This window comes from Halomonas aquatica (assembly GCF_040196335.1).
Classification (GTDB): domain Bacteria; phylum Pseudomonadota; class Gammaproteobacteria; order Pseudomonadales; family Halomonadaceae; genus Halomonas; species Halomonas aquatica.
In genome coordinates, this window is sequence record NZ_JBEGCJ010000007.1 from 106,626 (window position 1) to 123,814 (window position 17,189).

Consider the following 17,189-nt stretch of genomic DNA (forward strand, 5'->3'; position numbering starts at 1 on the left):
ATTTCCGTTTGGTTTGGCCCCAGCCTAGATCATCCGCTCGGGCTGCTGCAGACCCTCCTGGTGGGATCCTGCTGACTGACCATGCTCTCAGAGGTCACGCGGGTCTGTTCCGGCACCGAAGGTGGGCGCTGGGGTGGACGAAGTGGACAGGGTGGACAGCACCCAGAGAGCGCCCGGAGAAGCCGCAGGAGCCGCGAAAGGATGACGCCGCCACGGACTGGCACAGCCTGGTGGATGCTCTACGGCGGCAGGAGGAGTAGCCCTGAGTCAGGGCCAGGTGGTGACGTCACTGGAGGTGGGCAGAGGAGTGCCAACCTGCCACTCGGAGGCGAGGCGCTGGCCCGCGGAGATCTGCTCGGAAGTCAGGCCCTCGCGAATGATGTCGCGCATCTTAAGTGCTGTCTCGTGGCCCTGGGCTGCTGCGAGATTCTCAAGAACGTAAGCGAGAACAAAGTTGCTGGAGACGCCCTGACCTTGGGTGTACATAGATCCCAGGGTCATTTGCGCATCGGCATTGCCTTGCTCAGCGGCACGCCGATGCCAGGAGACGGCCTCTTGGTAATTCTGGGTGATGCCCTTTCCTTTTCTATACATTTCGCCCAGGTCGTACTGAGCATCAACACCGCCCTTCTCAGCAGCACGTCGATACCACGTCACGGCCGCTAAGTGATTTTGAGCGACGCCCCGACCGTTGGCGTACATAAAGCCCAGCCTCTGCTGCGCAACGGCATAGCCTTGCTCGGCGGCACGCCTAAACCAGGAGACGGCCTCTGAGTAATTCTGGGTGACGCCGGCGCCGTTGTAGTACATTTCGCCCAGGCTGATCTGAGCAGTGGCATACCCCTGCTCGGCCAACGGCTCGAAGTGCTGTAACGCGGTCTCGAAGTCCCGTCGTTGTAAAGCGGACACACCTTCGTCGAGCGACTGAGCGAAGGCGGGTGGCCCTGATAAAGCCAGAAGGGTAACGAGGGCGGTGGCGGTGACGAGGCGCATTGTCGAGCTCCTGGTTCGTTCATGGGTGAGTTCCACCGTACATGAGGATGAGGGGGGTGCGCTCTTTGATCTAGAGGGCGTGGCCGACACAGCCACATCTGGACGCGGTAATCACGCCGGTATAGGCGCTACTGGCTGACGATTGAGCTTCGTCATGAGCAGTTGCCGTCCCTGGCGGAGGTCGATCCCTGAGACCACAGGGTGCCGCGAGCTTTGAGACGACCGTGGCCGAAGACTTCCGGCAACACCCTGCCCTCAGCATGGCCGAGCCGCTCGTGCCCCGCTGTAAGAGATCTGCGACAGTTGATGTAAGCCTGATTGACTCCCCCGCCTGCTTGCTGCCCACTGGCTGAAACAATAGATAAAGCCGGTGCGTTGAATCTCCGGCTCAGGGAGTGAGAGTCTCGCCATGCGGCGACCACCATCGAGAGCCAAGTCTGGCGCGGTCGCGGCCATGCCCTATGACATGCCCTATGAGCAGTGCCCCGCCAAGACCTTCTTGACCGACGCTGGCGATGTCACCTTCGGCCGCAGCGTCTTCAACCATTGCCAGATTGTGGGCGAGGTGGCTAGGGTCTTGTCGAGCCTCTGCGCTCATCCTCCAAAAGCCCAAATCTTCCCTGACGGTACCAGGCTGGTCAGCGTCCTCCTTCACTACGCGTCGGACACTACCACCCGCAGTACGCTGCGTTAGTACAGCTTCCATCACTGCTATTAGCCGGGCCGGCTCGAAACAGACGAGATCCCGCTTAGGGGCACTTTTGGATGAGGCAGGAGCCTTGGACACTCTGGGCGGGGTGGCCCACCTGCGCGATATCTACGACTACGCTGCCGACCGGCGCCCCACGCAGAACTCGCACTGGCGCGAGCAGATTCGCAAGGTCTGCCGGAAGACGGCCAAGCGGGTAGGGCGGGGCCGCTACGCCCTGGCCGACACCCTCGAACTCGATCTGGCGGTGGCGTGATGCGCCTCTCGCCTTCCTCACGACCCGCCACCCACACCAGAGGCCTCTCCATGCGCTTGCACCGCCTATTCATTCCCGCCGTGCTGTCCCTGCTGCTGGCTGGCGCCGGCGCTAGCGCCGCCGCCCAGCCGACCTTTCCCACCAAGCGCCAGGCGCTCAGCGACGTCAGCCAGGCTTTCGGCTTCCTGTACGGCCAGCAGCTCACGCTCGAGCACATCCGAACCCGTTATCCCGGCCTCGCGGCTCAGGTCAAGATCGCTGAATCGTCGATCAACCTGGCCTACTCCGGGGCCGACACCTTCCTCGAGTCGGTTCTGGTCGGCGTCGTTGGCGATGACGGCTTCGCCGAGATGACCGACCACTTCTATGCCGAAATGGAGGGCATTCCGGAAAGTCAGACACAGAGCCGCGAGGACGCCCTGGCATTTCTCGGCGAGGTGCGGGCGCGCGCCGAGGATGCTCAACACATCCCCTCGCCGATCCGCGAACTGATCCTCACGGCCACTTATGCCGACCATCCCGAGCAGGAACTGCTCGACGGCCATCGCGCCATGTTTTCGACGACCGGGCACGACAAGTCGATGGGCCTGGATCTCACCATGACCCTGCCGCTCTCCTGGCTGGCGCGCGAGGGACGGCGCCCGCACATCGTCCAGAAATGGCGCAGCCAGGGCGGCCACGGTCGCGCCGAAATCATGCTACTTATCCAGGACCTGGGCATGCCGCTGACCTCCGAGGAGGTCGAGGAGATGATGGCTAACGAAGACTTCTCGACCTGGGTACCCGACGAGGTCGAGTACCTGGATGCCAGTCGGCTGCGCATCGACAACCAGCCCTCGGTGGCCATCGACTACGTGCTCACGCAGGAAGTGGGGACCGCGACGGTCCTGATCCGCACCCGGCAATACCAGATGTTTGTCGACGACAAGGGGATTGCCCTGCAGTGCCAGGCTGGCGCCGCGGTCGGCGATGGCCCCACGGCCTTCGAGACGCTCGATGCGGCGCGCGCCAGTGCCGCCGAGGTCTTCGCCGCCAATGAGCGCCTGTGCTACCTGACTGCCAACAGTATCGTGGTGGATCAAATATGGCGCTGAACGAAGTCTTGGTAGCCTGAATTCAAGCAATAGATGCAGCATCGGCAGCCCCCAGGGCTCCTGTTCTGGCCCAGTTCCAGGGTGCAATCCGACCATCAACCTCCGCTGTACCAGGGGCCGGTTTCCTCCTCGTGCTCGGCGCGACCCACGGCGACGAGCGACAGCAGCCCGTCCTCGACGGACTTGCGCGGCTTGCGCTTGAACAGCTCGATTAACCTAGGCGCGGCCGGGAGGTGACCCTCAATGTCGACACACCTGGTTCACCAATATCCATCACACATCATGCGGGTGCCGACCCTGGATTCGCTGACCAGTCGAGCGGTCTCACCAGGTTCGATGACGTAGGGAATCCACGTCAGGTCGCTCTGGACGTTCCCGAGAGGGTTACACGCGACAGGAGCCCGTGTAGTCGTAGAAGCAGATACCCCTGACTTGGCTCGGATCTTGGCCCTCGCGCCTTGCAGCGAGCGGTTGGTGCCGTCTGTGCCCGCCTCCACCACTATGCCCATGGAAGCATTCCCGGGTGAACTTACCCGGACAGGCGAAGACCCACCTAGTACAGGCCGTTGTCGGCTGATTCGGGAGCCATCGAGACGGGAGCTTCATGATGCGCGCCTCTACCGCGGCAAGTGGGCCAACCACCGACGCGTCAGCCGGGCCATGTGTCAGGGAAGGATGTCCCACACCTGTCCCGGCGCAAGCCCGCATGATGGAGCCGTTGGGACACTCGGGACACGTGGGACACCACGAAAATCAGATAGGGCAGGGCGAGGCCGGGCCGCTTCTCGGTACCGTCGTGGCAAGGACGCGCATTGATCATTGTCCTTCAACTGCTTTCGCATTGCAGGTTGTGATTACCAGCGTGGTTACGAGTGGTGGGATAGCAAAAGAAAAGGGGCTGCGATTTCTCGCAACCCCTTGAATCTCTTGGTCGGAGTAGCAGGATTCGAACCTACGACCTCTGCCTCCCGAAGGCAGCGCTCTACCAAGCTGAGCTATACTCCGATGTCCTGCGTGCCGGGCCCGTGGCGACCGACGTGGCGAATTATACGTAAACTGCCCCGGCGTGCAAGCCCTCGGGGCGGCTTTCCGTCGCTCAGTTCTGGCGGTCCACGGCCAGTCGGGCGAGGTGGGCCATGCTGTCGCGAAAGGTGCTCTCGGGTAGCGCGTCGAGCTGTGCCAGAGCCTTGTCGGCCATCTCTTCGGCGCGGGCCCGGGTGTAGTCCAGGGCGCCGGTATCGCGAACGATGGCGAGCACCTCATCCAGGTGGTCGAGGCCGCCCTGGCGAATCGCCCGCCGGATCAGCGAACGCTGCTCCGGCGTGCCGGTGGCCATGGCCTGGATCAGTGGCAGGGTCGGCTTGCCCTCGGCCAGGTCGTCACCGACGTTCTTGCCCATGGCCTCGGCGTCGCCCTGGTAGTCGAGCAGGTCGTCGATCAGCTGGAAGGCCAGGCCCAGGTAGCGGCCGTAATACTGCAGGGCCGCCTCCTGCTCGGGGCTGGCCTCGGCGAGGATGGCGCCGCTGTGTGAGGCCGCCTCGAAGAGCATGGCGGTCTTGCCCTGGATTGTCTCGAAGTAGGCGGCCTCGTCGGTGTCGGGGTTGCCGACGTTGGTCAACTGCTGCACCTCGCCCTCGGCGATGGTGCAGGTTGCCCGCGAGAGTACGTCCATGATGCGCATGGAGCCGACCTCGACCATCATCTGGAACGAGCGCGAATAGAGGAAGTCGCCCACCAGTACCGAGGGGGCATTGCCCCATGAGTCGTTGGCCGTGGCCTTGCCGCGACGCATGTGTGACTCGTCGACCACGTCGTCGTGCAGCAGGGTCGAGGTGTGCATGAACTCGATCAGGGTGGCGAGGGTGACGTGCCGGTCGCCGGCGTAGCCCAGCGAACGGGACGCCAGCAGCACCAGCAGGGGGCGCAGCCGCTTGCCGCCGCTCTCGATGATGTACTGGCCGATGGTCTCCACCAGCGGGATGCGCGAGGCGAGCTGGTCCATGATCGTGCGGTTCACGGCGGTGAAGTCGTCGGCGACGACCGCGTGCAGGGACGATTCCGGTGCGGAGCTTGGCGACTGGGGCGGCGGGGCGTTGGCTGGCATGGAGGCAGTATCGACGAGTAGGTGGGGCCGGGGCACAAAGGCCCCTTCTGGCCTTGGGCTGCCGGCCATGCTATGGGGCCCCCATGGGGGCGTCAAGGCGCTGCGATGGAGGGCCATGGCCGGCCGGCGGCGCCATGCCGGGAGTTCCCCCGCGCGGGTTGTGTGCGACTTCCCACGCGGTTATAATCCGCGACCCACTCATCACGCTCCCTGTCAGATGGCTGCCGGAAGGGGCGCCACTCGCAGCAGGTCGATGAAGAGCCAACACCCGATGAGTCCTGGAGAGAAAAGCATGTACGCAGTTATCAAGAGCGGTGGCAAGCAGTACCGCGTTCAGGAAGGCCAGACTCTCAAGCTCGAGAAGCTGGAAGTGCCGACCGGCGACACCATCGAGTTCGACGAGGTCCTGCTGGTGGGCAACGACGAGGACGTCACGATCGGCGCTCCTCTCGTCGACGGTGCCAAGGTGGCGGCCGAGGTCGTCTCCCACGGCCGTGGCGACAAGGTGACCATCATCAAGTTCCGTCGCCGCAAGCACAGCATGAAGCGTCAGGGCCACCGTCAGTGGTTCACTGAAGTCAAGATCACCGGGATCTCCGCGTAAGCGGCTGACCCCCTGAACGAGCGAGGTATTTGCAATGGCTCATAAGAAGGCAGCGGGCTCCACACGTAACGGTCGCGATTCCGAATCCAAACGCCTTGGCGTTAAGCTCTTCGGTGGCCAGGTCGTCAACCCGGGCAACATCATCGTGCGCCAGCGTGGCACCAAGTTCCACGCCGGCACCGGCGTCGGTATCGGCAAGGACCATACCCTGTTCGCCCTGGACGAGGGCGTGGTCAAGTTCGAGACCAAGGGCCCGAAGAACCGCAAGTTCGTCAGTGTCGTCTCTGCCTGAGACCGCCGGCACTTGCAGTGAGAAGGCCCCGCCCAGGCGGGGCCTTCTTGTATCATGGCGGCACAGGCCGCCAGGAGAGTGACAGATGCAGTTCGTCGACGAAGCCTCGATCATCGTGGAAGCCGGAAATGGCGGCAATGGTTGCATGAGCTTCCGCCGGGAGAAGTACGTCCCCAAGGGTGGTCCCGATGGTGGTGATGGCGGCCACGGCGGCAGCGTCTATCTGATCGGTGACGATGCGCTCAACACCCTCATCGACTTCAAGTACCAGCGCTTCTACAAGGCGCAGAACGGTCAGCCCGGCCAGGGTCGGCAGATGAGCGGCAAGGCCGGCGAGGACCTGCACGTCAAGGTGCCGGTGGGCACCACGGTGATCGACGAGGACACCCTCGAGGTGATCGCCGATGTCACCGAGATCGGCCAGGTGGTAATGGTGGCCCAGGCCGGGCGCCGGGGGCTTGGCAACATCCACTTCAAGTCCTCCACCAACCGCGCGCCGCGGCGCACCACGCCGGGTACCGAGGGTGAGCGCCGCAACCTGCGCTTCGAGATGAAGGTGATGGCCGACGTGGGTCTGCTGGGCATGCCCAATGCGGGCAAGTCGACGTTGATCCGCGCCGTCTCCGCGGCCAAGCCCAAGGTCGCCAACTACCCCTTCACCACCCTGGTCCCCAACCTGGGGGTGGTGAAGCTCGGCCATCACGAGCATTTCGTGATGGCCGACGTGCCCGGCCTGATCGAGGGAGCCTCCGACGGCGCCGGCCTGGGATTGCGTTTCCTCAAGCACCTGACCCGTACCCGGCTACTGTTCCACGTGGTCGATGTCGCCCCCTTCGACGAGTCTGACCCGGTTGAGGCCGCCGAGGCGATCATCCACGAGTTGGGCGAGTTCTCGCCGGCGCTCGCCGAACTGCCCCGCTGGCTGGTGCTCAACAAGCTCGACCTGCTGCCGGCAGAGGATCGCGAGGCGACAGCCGACGAGATCGTGCGCCGGCTCGGCTGGGAGGGGCCGGTGTTTCGCATCTCGGCGATCTCCAGCGACGGCACTGATGCCCTCGTCCAGGCCGCCCACCGCTGGCTCACCGAGCAGCGTCGGCTGGAGAACGAGGACGAGGAGGCCGCCGAGCGGGCTCGCGAGATGCGCTCGCGCATGGAAGACGAGGCGGTGGCTCGCACCGAGGCCCGCCTGGGCCGCAAGCGTCCGCGCGACGATGAGGATGACGAGGACTTCGATGATGACGACTATGACGTCGAGGTCGAGTACGCTCCCTGAAAGAGGGCCGCGGGTCGCAATGTGAGTGCCTGTCGAAGGTGGAGCCGAGGGAAGGATGCAAAGCAACGAGCAGGTGGTCGGTCGCGAGGTGCTGAAGCGTGCCCGCCGGGTGGTGGTGAAGATCGGCAGTGCGCTGCTGACCAACGACGGTCGTGGCCTCGACGAGGAGGCCATCGGCGGCTGGGTCGACCAGATTGCCGAGTTGCACCATCGCGGCATCGAGGTGGTGCTGGTCTCCTCCGGGGCCGTGGCGGCCGGCATGGTGCGCCTGGGCTGGCAGGTGCGGCCCTCCGCGATCCATGAGTTGCAGGCCGCGGCGGCGGTGGGCCAGAACGGCCTCACCGAGTGCTATGAAGGCCACTTCGCCCGCCACGGCCTGCTGACCGCCCAGGTGCTGCTGACCCACGACGACCTCTCCAACCGCAAGCGCTACCTCAACGCCCGTTCGGCGCTGAGGACCCTGGTGGGCCTGCGGGTGGTGCCGGTGGTCAACGAGAACGACACCGTGGTCACCGACGAGATCCGCTTCGGCGACAACGACACCCTGGCGGCCCTGGTGGCCAACCTGCTCGAGGCCGACGCCCTGGTGATCCTCACCGACCAGGAGGGACTCTTCGACGCCGACCCGCGCAGCAACCCCGAGGCGCGGCTGATCGACGAGGGGCGTGCCGATGATCCGAGCCTGGCCGCGGTGGCCGGTGGCGGCGGCGCACTCGGTCGTGGTGGCATGGCCACTAAGGTGCGGGCCGCCCAGCTGGCGGCCCGCTCCGGGGCGGTCACGGTGATCGCCAGCGGTCGCCAGCCGGCGGTGCTCGGTCGCCTGGCCGAAGGCGAGCGGCTGGGGACCCTGCTGCTGCCCGAACAGGCGCCCATCGCGGCGCGCAAGCGCTGGCTGGCGGGCCAGTTGCAGGTATGCGGCAGCCTGACCCTGGATGCCGGCGCGGTGAAGGTGCTCCAGGGCAGTGGTTCCAGCCTGCTGGCGGTGGGCGTGACGGGAGTCAGCGGTCAGTTCCGGCGCGGCGACATGGTGCTCTGCGTCGATGATCACGGTCGCCGCGTGGCCAAGGGGCTGGTCAACTACGGCGCCGACGAGGCCCGTCGGCTGGTCGGCAAGCCGAGCCACCAGATCGAGGCCATCCTCGGCTACATGGAGGCGCCGGAGCTGATCCATCGCGACAACCTGGTGGTGCTCTAGCGGGTCGCCTGAATATCGGGCGCGTGTCGTCCGGGCCACTGGGGGTGTGGGCTCCCGGCACTCGGGGGCTGGCAAGCTCCCGGGGCGCATGATAGGATACGCCATCCTCTCAGACACGGCCCGTAGGCGATTGCGTTCAAGCGCGCAGTCGGAAAGATGGCCAGGCCGGCGGGGATTTTTTATTTCCCTGTTGGATCAAACAGTTATCATATGCCGCCCTCAGCAGGTGGCAACAACTTTCTCCAAGGAGACAGTCAGTGGCTAACAGCAAGCAAGCCCGTAAGCGTGCCCGTCAGGCAGAAGGTCGTCGTGTACTGAAGGCGAGCCAGCGCAGCATGGTCCGCACTTACATCAAGCGCGTCATCAAGGCCATCCACGGCGGTGACCACGCCCAGGCCATGGACGCCTTCAAGGCGGCGCAGCCGGTCATCGACCGTATCGCCGACAAGGACGTGCTGTCCAAGAAGAAGGCTGCGCGCATGAAGAGCCGCCTGAACAAGCGTATCAAGGCACTCGCGGCGTAAGCCGGTCGAGCGCCCTCAAAAAACCGGCTGCGGCCGGTTTTTTTGTGTCCGCTATTCTTCTGGTTGTCTGTCGAAAGTGCTTGTAGAGAGTGCCTGTAGAGAGTGCCTGTAGAGGGCTCCGAACGAGGAAGAGACGGTGAAGGACCACGAAAATCCCCCCGAGCCCCGGGACGACGAACGCCAGGCGCCTGAGGGCTCGCCTCGCAGGCCCGCCGTCGACGACCATGACCGTGCCGTGGCCCCCAAGGCGGGCGGCCTGATGCGCTCCGGTCTGGTGGTCAGCGTCATGACCATGCTCTCGCGGGTCATGGGGCTGGTGCGCGATGTGGTGATCGCCACCCTCTTCGGTGCCGGCGACGGAGCGGATGCCTTCTTCGTCGCCTTCAAGATACCCAACTTCCTGCGCCGGCTGTTCGCCGAGGGCGCCTTCAACCAGGCCTTCGTGCCGGTGCTGTCGGAATACGCCACCCGTGGCAGCAAGCGGGAGGTGAAGGAACTGCTCGATGCGGTGGCCGGCAGCCTCATGGCGGTGCTGGCGCTGATCACGGCGCTGGCGATGCTTGCGGCTCCCTGGCTGGTGTGGGCCTTCGCGCCGGGCTTCGGCCGTGACCCGGAGAAGCTGGCGCTGACCGCCGACATGCTGCAGCTGACCTTTCCCTACCTGCTGCTGATCTCGCTGACGGCCTTCGCCGGCAGCACGCTCAATACCTGGAACCGCTTCGCCGTGCCGGCCTTCACGCCGGTGCTGCTGAACCTGTCGCTGATCGGTGCCGCCCTGCTGCTGACGCCGATGTTCGACCAACCGGCCATGGCGCTGGCCTGGGGTGTGCTGATCGCCGGTGGCGCCCAGCTGGCCTTCCAGGTGCCCTTCCTGGCGCGGCTGGGGCTGCTGCCACGGCCCTGGCCCGACTTCGCCCACAGCGGGGTGCGGCGCATCATGAGGCTGATGGTGCCGGCGCTGTTCGGGGTCTCGGTGTCGCAGATCAACCTGCTGCTGGACACCGTGCTGGCCTCGCTGCTGACGGCGGGCAGCGTCTCCTGGCTCTACTACTCGGATCGCCTGGTGGAGCTGCCGCTGGGGGTGTTCGGCATCGCCATCGGCACGGTGATCCTGCCGGCGCTGTCCAGGCGTCACGCCGAGCAGTCCGGCGAGCACTTCGCGGCCATGCTCGACTGGGCGATCCGCACCGTGCTGCTGCTCGGCCTGCCTGCCGCCCTGGCCCTGGCCGTGCTGGCCGAGCCGCTGCTGATCTCGCTGTTCCACTACGGTGCCATGACGGATCGCGACATCACCATGGCCGCCATGAGCCTGCGCGCCTATGCCCTGGGGCTGGTCGCGTTCATGCTGATCAAGGTGCTGGCGCCGGGCTTCTTCGCCCGCCAGGATACCGCCACGCCGGTGAAGGTCGGCATCGTCGCCATGGTCGCCAACATGGTCTTCAACCTGATCCTGATCTGGCCCCTGGCGCATGCCGGCCTGGCGCTGGCCACTGCGCTCTCGGCCTTCCTCAATGCCGGATTGCTTGGCTGGTTGCTCCGCAAGCAGGGCGTGCTGGTCTTCCAGCCGGGTTGGGGGCGCTACGGCGTGCAACTCCTCGGCGGCTGCACGGTGATGGGGCTGGGGCTCTGGTGGCTCTCCCCCGACTGGCAGGTCTGGCTCGGCTGGAGTGTCTGGACGCGCGCCGGCTGGATGGCGCTTCTGGTGGCGGCTGGGGCGGGGGTCTATTTCGCCTGGCTGACGGCCTTCGGGATTCGTCTTCGGCACTTCCGGATGAAGGGCTGAGGGGCGAAGCCTGGCTCCCACAAGTGACAGCGGGGAAAGACCAAGCCGCGCCGGCTGTCAAGGGGCCCCCGGTCCGTTATAATCGTGGACTTTATTTCCCAGCGTGATGACGCCCATGCGAGTGATTCGAGGACTGCACAACCTGCGCGACGAGGATCGCGGCTGCGTGGCCACTATCGGCAACTTCGATGGTGTGCACCGCGGGCACCGGGCGATCCTCGAGCAGTGTCGTGAGCAGGCCTCGAGGCTCGGCCTGTCGGTGGCCGTGGTGGTCTTCGAACCCCAGCCGCGGGAGTTCTTCGCCGGCGACCAGGCACCGCCGAGGCTGACCCGGCTGCGCGACAAGGTGGCGCTGCTCGGCGAGTGCGGCGTCGACCGCATTCTCTGCCTGCCTTTCAATGACGCCCTGCGCAGCCTGACCGCCGGAGAGTTCATCGACCGCGTCATGATCGAGGGGCTGGGCGTGCGCCACCTGGTGGTGGGTGACGACTTCCGCTTCGGCTGCGATCGTCGCGGTGATTTCCACCTGCTCACCGAGGTGGGGCAGACCCGGGGCTTCGGCGTCGAGCATACCCGCACCTTCACCATCGACGACGAGAGGGTCTCCAGCTCCCGGGTGCGGACCCTGCTGACCAGCGGCAACTTTGCCGCCGCCGAGCGCCTTCTGGGCCGTCCCTATCGGCTGGGCGGCCGGGTGGTGCACGACCGGCAGCTCGGTCGCACCATCGGCGTGCCCACCGCCAACCTGCCCCAGCCGATCCTCTCGCTGGCCCTGCAGGGTGTCTATGCGGTGGTCACCGATCTGCCCGACGGCCGCCGGCTGACCGGCGTGGCCAATATCGGCTGGCGCCCCACGGTGGGCAGCGAGCGGCCGGTGCTCGAGGTCCACCTCTTCGACTTCTATGGCGACCTCTATGGCCAACGCCTGACGGTGTTCCCCTGCGCCAAGCTGCGCGGCGAGGTGAAGTTCGATCATTTCGACGAGCTGAAGGGGCAGATCCATGCCGACCTGGCGCGTGCCCGGGCGTACTTTCTACAGCACCCCGCGGCCGGTGCCACTTTCGAGGCCCACCCCGTATTGCCGGATCCGGCGGGCCACACGATCGACGATTCTCTTCCTCTGGCATCGGCGCCGCTGGCGCGCGAGGCCGTGACTTCCGATTCCTCGGCGGGTGAGCCCGCCGACCACGACGACGGCTGACCCCCAGGATATGAGCGACTACAAGCACACTCTGAACCTGCCAGAAACCGACTTCCCCATGCGCGGGATGTTGCCCAAGCGCGAGCCCGACCGGGTGGCGCAGTGGAAGGAGATGGACCTCTACCATCGCCTGCGCGAGGAGCGCCGGGGCAGGGAGCTCTTCGTGCTGCACGATGGCCCTCCCTACGCCAACGGCAGCATCCACATCGGTCACGCCGTCAACAAGATCCTCAAGGACATCATCGTCAAGTCGAAGAACCTGGCCGGCTTCGACGCCCCCTACGTGCCCGGCTGGGACTGCCACGGCCTGCCCATCGAGCACAAGGTCGAGACCACCCACGGCAAGCACCTGGAGCCCGGCAAGGCCCGGGAGCTGTGTCGCGAGTACGCCGCCGATCAGATCCAGGGCCAGCTCGGCGACTTCGTGCGCCTGGGCGTGATCGGCGACTGGGACAACCCCTACCGCTCCATGGACTACGCCAACGAGGCCGGCGAGATCCGTGCCCTGGCCGACATGGTCGAGGGGGGCTACGTCTTCAAGGGCCTGAAGCCCGTCAACTGGTGCTTCGATTGCGGCTCGGCGCTGGCCGAGGCCGAGGTGGAGTACCAGGACAAGAAGTCCGACGCCATCGATGTTGCCTTCCCGGTGGAGGATGCCGACCGCCTGGCCGCCGCCTTCGGCCTCGAGGCACTGGCCAAGCCGGCCGCCGTGGTGATCTGGACCACCACGCCCTGGACCATCCCAGCCAACCAGGCGCTGAACGTTCACCCCGAGTTCACCTATGCCCTGGTGGATACCGGCGAGCGGTGGCTGGTGCTGGCCGAGGAGCTGGTGGAGAGCTGCCTTGAGCGTTTCGGGCTGGAAGGCGATATCGTTGCCACCGCCACCGGCGAGCGACTGGACGGCGTCCGCTTTCGCCATCCCTTCTATGACCGCCTGTCGCCGGTGCACCTGGCCGACTATGTGGAGGTGGAGGTTGGCAGTACGGGTGTCGTCCACTCGGCGCCGGCCTACGGCGTCGACGACTTCGTGACCTGCCGCGCCCACGGCATGACCTTCGAGGAGATCGAGAGCCCGGTGCAGGGCAACGGCGTCTATGTCGATGATCTGCCGTTCTTCGGTGGCCAGATGATCTGGAAGGCCAACCTGCAGATCGTCGCCAAGCTCGACGAAGTCGGGGCCCTGATGGCCCACCAGACCATCACCCACAGCTACATGCATTGCTGGCGCCACAAGAGCCCGGTGATCTACCGCGCCACCGCGCAGTGGTTCGTGGGCATGGACGTCCAGGGCAAGGACGGCAAGACCCTGCGCGAGAAGGCCCTGGCCGGCATCGAGTCCACCACCTTCACCCCGGCCTGGGGCAAGGCGCGCCTGCACAGCATGATCGCCAACCGTCCGGACTGGTGCATCTCGCGCCAGCGCAACTGGGGCGTGCCGATCCCCTTCTTCCTGCACAAGGCCACCGGCGAGCTGCACCCGCGCACCGTCGAACTGATGGAGCAGGCCGCCAGGCGTGTGGAGGAGGAGGGCATCGATGCCTGGTTCCGCCTGGACCCGGCCGAGCTGCTGGGCGACGAGGCCGCCCATTACGACAAGGTCACCGACACCCTGGACGTCTGGTTCGATTCCGGCACCACCCATCGCCACGTGCTGCGCGGCTCGCACCCCCATGGCCACGAGCAGGGGCCGATCGCCGACCTGTACCTGGAAGGCTCCGACCAGCACCGCGGCTGGTTCCACTCCTCGCTGCTCACCGGCTGCGCCATCGACGGCCACCCGCCCTACCGGGGCCTGTTGACCCACGGTTTCACCGTGGATGCCCAGGGCCGCAAGATGTCCAAGTCGGTGGGCAACGTGGTGGCCCCCCAGGAGGTCATGGACAAGCTGGGCGCCGACATCCTGCGCCTGTGGGTCGCCTCCACCGACTACGGCGGCGAGATGGCGGTCTCCGACGAGATCCTCAAGCGCACGGCGGACGTCTACCGGCGCATCCGCAACACCTCGCGCTTCCTGCTGGCCAACCTCAATGGCTTCCAGCCCGAGCGCGACGTTCTGCCCTTCGACGAGATGCTGGCCCTGGACCAGTGGGTGGTGGACCGCGCCGCCCAGTTGCAGGCGCGCATCGAGGTCGCGTATCAGGAATACCGCTTCCTCGACGTCTACCAGCAGGTGCACGGCTTCTGCGCCCGGGAGCTCGGCGGCTTCTACCTGGACGTGATCAAGGATCGCCAGTACACCACCCAGGCCGACTCCGTGGCCCGCCGTAGCGCCCAGACGGCCCTCTATCACGTGGTCGAGGCGCTCTCGCGCTGGGTGGCGCCGATCCTCTCCTTCACCGCCGAGGAGATCTACGAGAACATCCCCGGGGAGCGCGGCGACAGCGTGCTGCTGGCCGAGTACTACCCGGGGCTCGAGACCCTTGCCGACGATGCCGCCATGGGCCGCGACTTCTGGGAGCAGGTGCTCGAGGTGAAGCAGGCGGTCAACAAGTGCCTGGAGGATGCCCGCACCGCCAAGGCGATCAAGGGCAGCCTGGCCGCCGAGGTCACCCTCTTTGTTGACGACGCCCTGCAGGAGGCCTTGGCCCAGCTGGGCGACGAGTTGCGCTTCGTGATGCTGACCAGCGAGGTGCGCCTGGCGCCTCTCGACCAGGCCCGGGGCGCCGAGGCCACCGAGCTTCCGGGGCTCAAGGTGGCCGTGGCCGAGAGCCCGAACAGCAAGTGCGAGCGCTGCTGGCACCACCGCGAGGATGTGGGGACCCACCCTGAGCACCCGGAGCTCTGCGGGCGCTGCATCAATAACCTGCCGGACGGCACCGGCGAGACGCGCCACTTTGCCTGAGGTGCGCGCAGGAGGAATTCGATGTTCCAGGAAGGCGAGGCGAGCATGAGTGACAGGCAGACCGACCGACACGAGGTTGCGCCCATGCAGCGGCCGCTGCGCTGGCTGTGGCTGGCCGCGGCGGTGATCGTGCTAGATCTGGCGACGAAATATACCGCCAGTGCGCTGCTCGACTATGCCCGGCCGGTGGCGGTGCTGCCGTTCTTCAACCTGACGCTGCTGCACAACACCGGCGCGGCCTTCAGCTTCCTCGCCGGACATCCCGGCTGGCAGCGCTGGTTCTTCGCCATCATCGCCGTGGGCGCGAGCATCGGCCTGACGGTGTGGATGCGCCGTCTCAAGCGTGATGAGACGCTGCTCGGCGTGTCGCTGGCGCTGATCATCGGCGGGGCGCTGGGCAACCTCTACGACCGTCTGGTGCATGGCTACGTGGTGGACTTCCTCTCCTTCCACGTCGCCGGCTGGTACTACCCGGCCTTCAACGTGGCGGACATCGGCATCACCCTCGGCGCCATCGGCCTGATCTGGGAATCGATCTTCGCCGAGCGGCGCCGCGCCCGGCGCCACGGTTGAGAAAGCCGCCTCGCGCCCCGATATCCGATGCATCGGCTTTTGAAGCCCGCGACCTTCATGCACCCTTCGCGCGCAGTCATCCCACGTACTTATCGCATGCATTTATCGAGAGACACGCCATGAGCAACCATGACACCCAGGGCCTCCGCATCGACGAGGGCATGGAAGTGACCCTTCACTTCACCCTCAGCCTGGAAGATGGCACCGTGGTGGATTCCACCCGCGACAAGCAGCCCGCCACCTTCCAGGTGGGCGACGGCAACCTGCCGCCCGGCTTCGAGCAGCCCCTCAAGGGGCTGGCCACCGGCGAGAGCGGGACCTTCGAGATCACCCCGGAGCATGCCTTCGGGCAGCACAACCCGCAGAACATCCAGCTGCTCAAGCGCGATGACTTCGACAGCGACGAGCCTGAGGTGGGCATGGTGATGTCCTTCGCCGATGCCGCCGGCGGCGAGCTGCCCGGCGTGATCAAGGACATCGAGGGCGAACAGGTGGAGGTGGACTTCAACCATCCGCTCGCCGGGCGTATCCTGACCTTCGAGGTGGAAGTGCTGGACGTGAAGCCCGCCACCACCCACTAGGAAAACACTGATTTCCTGCTGTGCTTTTCGCTCGCGACGGAACTCAGCGCTTTCCCGCTGTTCACAGGCAGATGCACAAGCATCAAGGCAAGGCCCCCATGCAACCCCCCACTCAACATCAGCCCATGCAGATCAAGCTGGCCAACCCCCGCGGCTTCTGCGCTGGGGTCGATCGCGCGATCGAGATCGTCAACGGCGCGCTGGACGTCTTCGGCCCACCGATCTACGTGCGCCACGAGGTGGTCCACAACCGTTTCGTGGTCGACACCCTGCGCGAGCGAGGGGCGGTCTTCGTCGAGGAGCTTCATGAAGTGCCCGACGATGTCATCGTGATCTTCTCCGCCCACGGCGTTTCCCGCGCCGTGCAGCTGGAAGCCGAAGAGCGCGGGCTCAAGGTGTTCGACGCCACCTGCCCGCTGGTCACCAAGGTGCACATGGAGGTGCTGCGCTACGCCCGCCATGGCCATGAGTGCATCCTCATCGGCCACGAGGGCCATCCCGAGGTGGAAGGCACCATGGGCCGCTATGACACCTCCCACGGCGGGCAGATCTACCTGGTGGAGGATGAGGCAGACGTGGCGCGCCTCGTGGTCAAGGACCCGAGTCGGCTGGCCTTCGTCACCCAGACCACCCTCTCCATGGACGACACCGCCCGGGTCATCGATGCCCTTCGCGCCAGGTTTCCCGAGATCCAGGGCCCGCGCAAGGACGACATCTGCTACGCCACCCAGAACCGCCAGGACGCCGTGCGCGAGCTGGCCGCGGGCGCCGACCTGCTGCTGGTGGTCGGCAGCCCCAACAGCTCCAACTCCAACCGCCTGAGAGAGCTCTCCGAGCGGGTCGGCACCCCGGCCTACCTGATCGACAGCGCCGAACAGGTCGACCCGGCATGGCTCGAGGGGGTCGGCGCCATCGGCGTCACCGCCGGTGCCAGCGCCCCCGAAGTGTTGGTCCAGGGCGTGATCGAGCGGCTGCAGGCGCTGGGCGCGGCCGCGCCGGAGGAACTCGCTGGCCGCGAGGAGACCATCACCTTCTCCATGCCCCGCGAGCTTCGCGAGCGAGTCATCGCCAGCGAGTAGCCCTATCGAGCAGCCCTATCGATTCCACCTTGCTATCGATGGGCTGACACGAGAACGCCGCCGTCATGCCAATGACGGCGGCG

At 66.0% G+C, this 17,189-nt stretch carries 15 protein-coding genes and 1 tRNA gene; 13 read left to right on the forward strand and 3 right to left on the reverse strand.

The genetic code is table 11. From position 1 onward, the window contains the following. Positions 1 to 267 precede the first annotated feature (267 nt). Positions 268 to 993 carry a tetratricopeptide repeat protein gene (locus ABE960_RS14640; protein WP_349763039.1) on the reverse strand — a complete coding sequence of 242 codons (726 nt, stop codon included), beginning with the start codon at positions 991 to 993 and terminating at the stop codon, positions 268 to 270. 779 nt (positions 994 to 1,772) lie between these two features. Between ABE960_RS14640 and ABE960_RS14645 the strand changes: the two genes are divergently transcribed. Both ABE960_RS14645 and ABE960_RS14650 read left to right on the forward strand, forming a co-directional pair. Then, positions 1,773 to 1,958, forward strand: coding sequence for a hypothetical protein (locus ABE960_RS14645; protein WP_349763040.1), 186 nt, complete (start codon positions 1,773 to 1,775; stop codon positions 1,956 to 1,958). Positions 1,959 to 2,008: 50 nt separating this feature from the next. Beyond that, entirely contained in the window at positions 2,009 to 3,052 is a 1,044-nt protein-coding gene (locus ABE960_RS14650; RefSeq protein WP_349763041.1) for a hypothetical protein, read from the forward strand. 928 nt (positions 3,053 to 3,980) lie between these two features. Here ABE960_RS14650 and ABE960_RS14655 read toward each other — a convergent pair. Both ABE960_RS14655 and ispB read right to left on the reverse strand, forming a co-directional pair. Then, positions 3,981 to 4,057: transfer RNA gene (locus ABE960_RS14655), tRNA-Pro, on the reverse strand. A 91-nt stretch (positions 4,058 to 4,148) separates the two neighbouring features. Beyond that, the gene (ispB, locus tag ABE960_RS14660; RefSeq protein ID WP_349763042.1) at positions 4,149 to 5,156 is read right to left on the reverse strand and encodes an octaprenyl diphosphate synthase; all 1,008 of its coding nucleotides are present in this window, start codon (positions 5,154 to 5,156) and stop codon (positions 4,149 to 4,151) included. Positions 5,157 to 5,448: 292 nt separating this feature from the next. On the opposite strand from ispB, the gene rplU reads away from it, so the two are divergent. From rplU to ispH, 11 genes are all read left to right on the forward strand, one after another. Then, complete coding sequence (rplU, locus tag ABE960_RS14665; RefSeq protein ID WP_349763043.1) at positions 5,449 to 5,760, forward strand: 50S ribosomal protein L21; 312 nt, start codon at positions 5,449 to 5,451, stop codon at positions 5,758 to 5,760. A gap of 34 nt (positions 5,761 to 5,794) precedes the next feature. Next, the gene (rpmA, locus tag ABE960_RS14670; RefSeq protein WP_040183062.1) at positions 5,795 to 6,052 is read left to right on the forward strand and encodes a 50S ribosomal protein L27; all 258 of its coding nucleotides are present in this window, start codon (positions 5,795 to 5,797) and stop codon (positions 6,050 to 6,052) included. 85 nt (positions 6,053 to 6,137) lie between these two features. Further along, positions 6,138 to 7,325, forward strand: coding sequence for an Obg family GTPase CgtA (cgtA, locus tag ABE960_RS14675; protein WP_349763044.1), 1,188 nt, complete (start codon positions 6,138 to 6,140; stop codon positions 7,323 to 7,325). Positions 7,326 to 7,380: 55 nt separating this feature from the next. Beyond that, the gene (gene proB / locus ABE960_RS14680; protein ID WP_349763045.1) at positions 7,381 to 8,520 is read left to right on the forward strand and encodes a glutamate 5-kinase; all 1,140 of its coding nucleotides are present in this window, start codon (positions 7,381 to 7,383) and stop codon (positions 8,518 to 8,520) included. A 257-nt stretch (positions 8,521 to 8,777) separates the two neighbouring features. Beyond that, entirely contained in the window at positions 8,778 to 9,044 is a 267-nt protein-coding gene (gene rpsT / locus ABE960_RS14685; RefSeq protein ID WP_349763046.1) for a 30S ribosomal protein S20, read from the forward strand. A gap of 259 nt (positions 9,045 to 9,303) precedes the next feature. After that, on the forward strand, positions 9,304 to 10,827 hold the full coding sequence (gene murJ / locus ABE960_RS14690; protein WP_349763067.1) for a murein biosynthesis integral membrane protein MurJ: 1,524 nt from the start codon (positions 9,304 to 9,306) through the stop codon (positions 10,825 to 10,827). Positions 10,828 to 10,942: 115 nt separating this feature from the next. Beyond that, on the forward strand, positions 10,943 to 12,028 hold the full coding sequence (ribF, locus tag ABE960_RS14695) for a bifunctional riboflavin kinase/FAD synthetase (RefSeq protein ID WP_349763047.1): 1,086 nt from the start codon (positions 10,943 to 10,945) through the stop codon (positions 12,026 to 12,028). 10 nt (positions 12,029 to 12,038) lie between these two features. Then, positions 12,039 to 14,873 (forward strand): isoleucine--tRNA ligase, encoded by a 2,835-nt coding sequence (gene ileS, locus ABE960_RS14700; RefSeq protein ID WP_349763048.1) that lies wholly within the window; start codon positions 12,039 to 12,041, stop codon positions 14,871 to 14,873. 45 nt (positions 14,874 to 14,918) lie between these two features. Further along, entirely contained in the window at positions 14,919 to 15,446 is a 528-nt protein-coding gene (lspA, locus tag ABE960_RS14705; protein ID WP_349763068.1) for a signal peptidase II, read from the forward strand. Between the two features lie 119 nt (positions 15,447 to 15,565). Then, positions 15,566 to 16,027, forward strand: coding sequence for an FKBP-type peptidyl-prolyl cis-trans isomerase (gene fkpB / locus ABE960_RS14710; protein WP_349763049.1), 462 nt, complete (start codon positions 15,566 to 15,568; stop codon positions 16,025 to 16,027). 125 nt (positions 16,028 to 16,152) lie between these two features. Beyond that, on the forward strand, positions 16,153 to 17,106 hold the full coding sequence (gene ispH, locus ABE960_RS14715) for a 4-hydroxy-3-methylbut-2-enyl diphosphate reductase (protein ID WP_349763069.1): 954 nt from the start codon (positions 16,153 to 16,155) through the stop codon (positions 17,104 to 17,106). The last annotated feature ends 83 nt before the right edge of the window (positions 17,107 to 17,189 follow it).

Coding starts and splice junctions, on each gene's coding strand:
- lspA (WP_349763068.1), top strand. CDS start 14,919: ATGAGTGACAGGCAGACCGACCGACACGAGGTTGCGCCCATGCAGCGG.
- cgtA (WP_349763044.1), top strand. CDS start 6,138: ATGCAGTTCGTCGACGAAGCCTCGATCATCGTGGAAGCCGGAAATGGC.
- fkpB (WP_349763049.1), top strand. CDS start 15,566: ATGAGCAACCATGACACCCAGGGCCTCCGCATCGACGAGGGCATGGAA.
- ispH (WP_349763069.1), top strand. CDS start 16,153: ATGCAGATCAAGCTGGCCAACCCCCGCGGCTTCTGCGCTGGGGTCGAT.
- ABE960_RS14640 (WP_349763039.1), bottom strand. CDS start 993: ATGCGCCTCGTCACCGCCACCGCCCTCGTTACCCTTCTGGCTTTATCA.
- ileS (WP_349763048.1), top strand. CDS start 12,039: ATGAGCGACTACAAGCACACTCTGAACCTGCCAGAAACCGACTTCCCC.
- ABE960_RS14650 (WP_349763041.1), top strand. CDS start 2,009: ATGCGCTTGCACCGCCTATTCATTCCCGCCGTGCTGTCCCTGCTGCTG.
- murJ (WP_349763067.1), top strand. CDS start 9,304: ATGCGCTCCGGTCTGGTGGTCAGCGTCATGACCATGCTCTCGCGGGTC.
- rpmA (WP_040183062.1), top strand. CDS start 5,795: ATGGCTCATAAGAAGGCAGCGGGCTCCACACGTAACGGTCGCGATTCC.
- ispB (WP_349763042.1), bottom strand. CDS start 5,156: ATGCCAGCCAACGCCCCGCCGCCCCAGTCGCCAAGCTCCGCACCGGAA.
- rplU (WP_349763043.1), top strand. CDS start 5,449: ATGTACGCAGTTATCAAGAGCGGTGGCAAGCAGTACCGCGTTCAGGAA.
- proB (WP_349763045.1), top strand. CDS start 7,381: ATGCAAAGCAACGAGCAGGTGGTCGGTCGCGAGGTGCTGAAGCGTGCC.
- ribF (WP_349763047.1), top strand. CDS start 10,943: ATGCGAGTGATTCGAGGACTGCACAACCTGCGCGACGAGGATCGCGGC.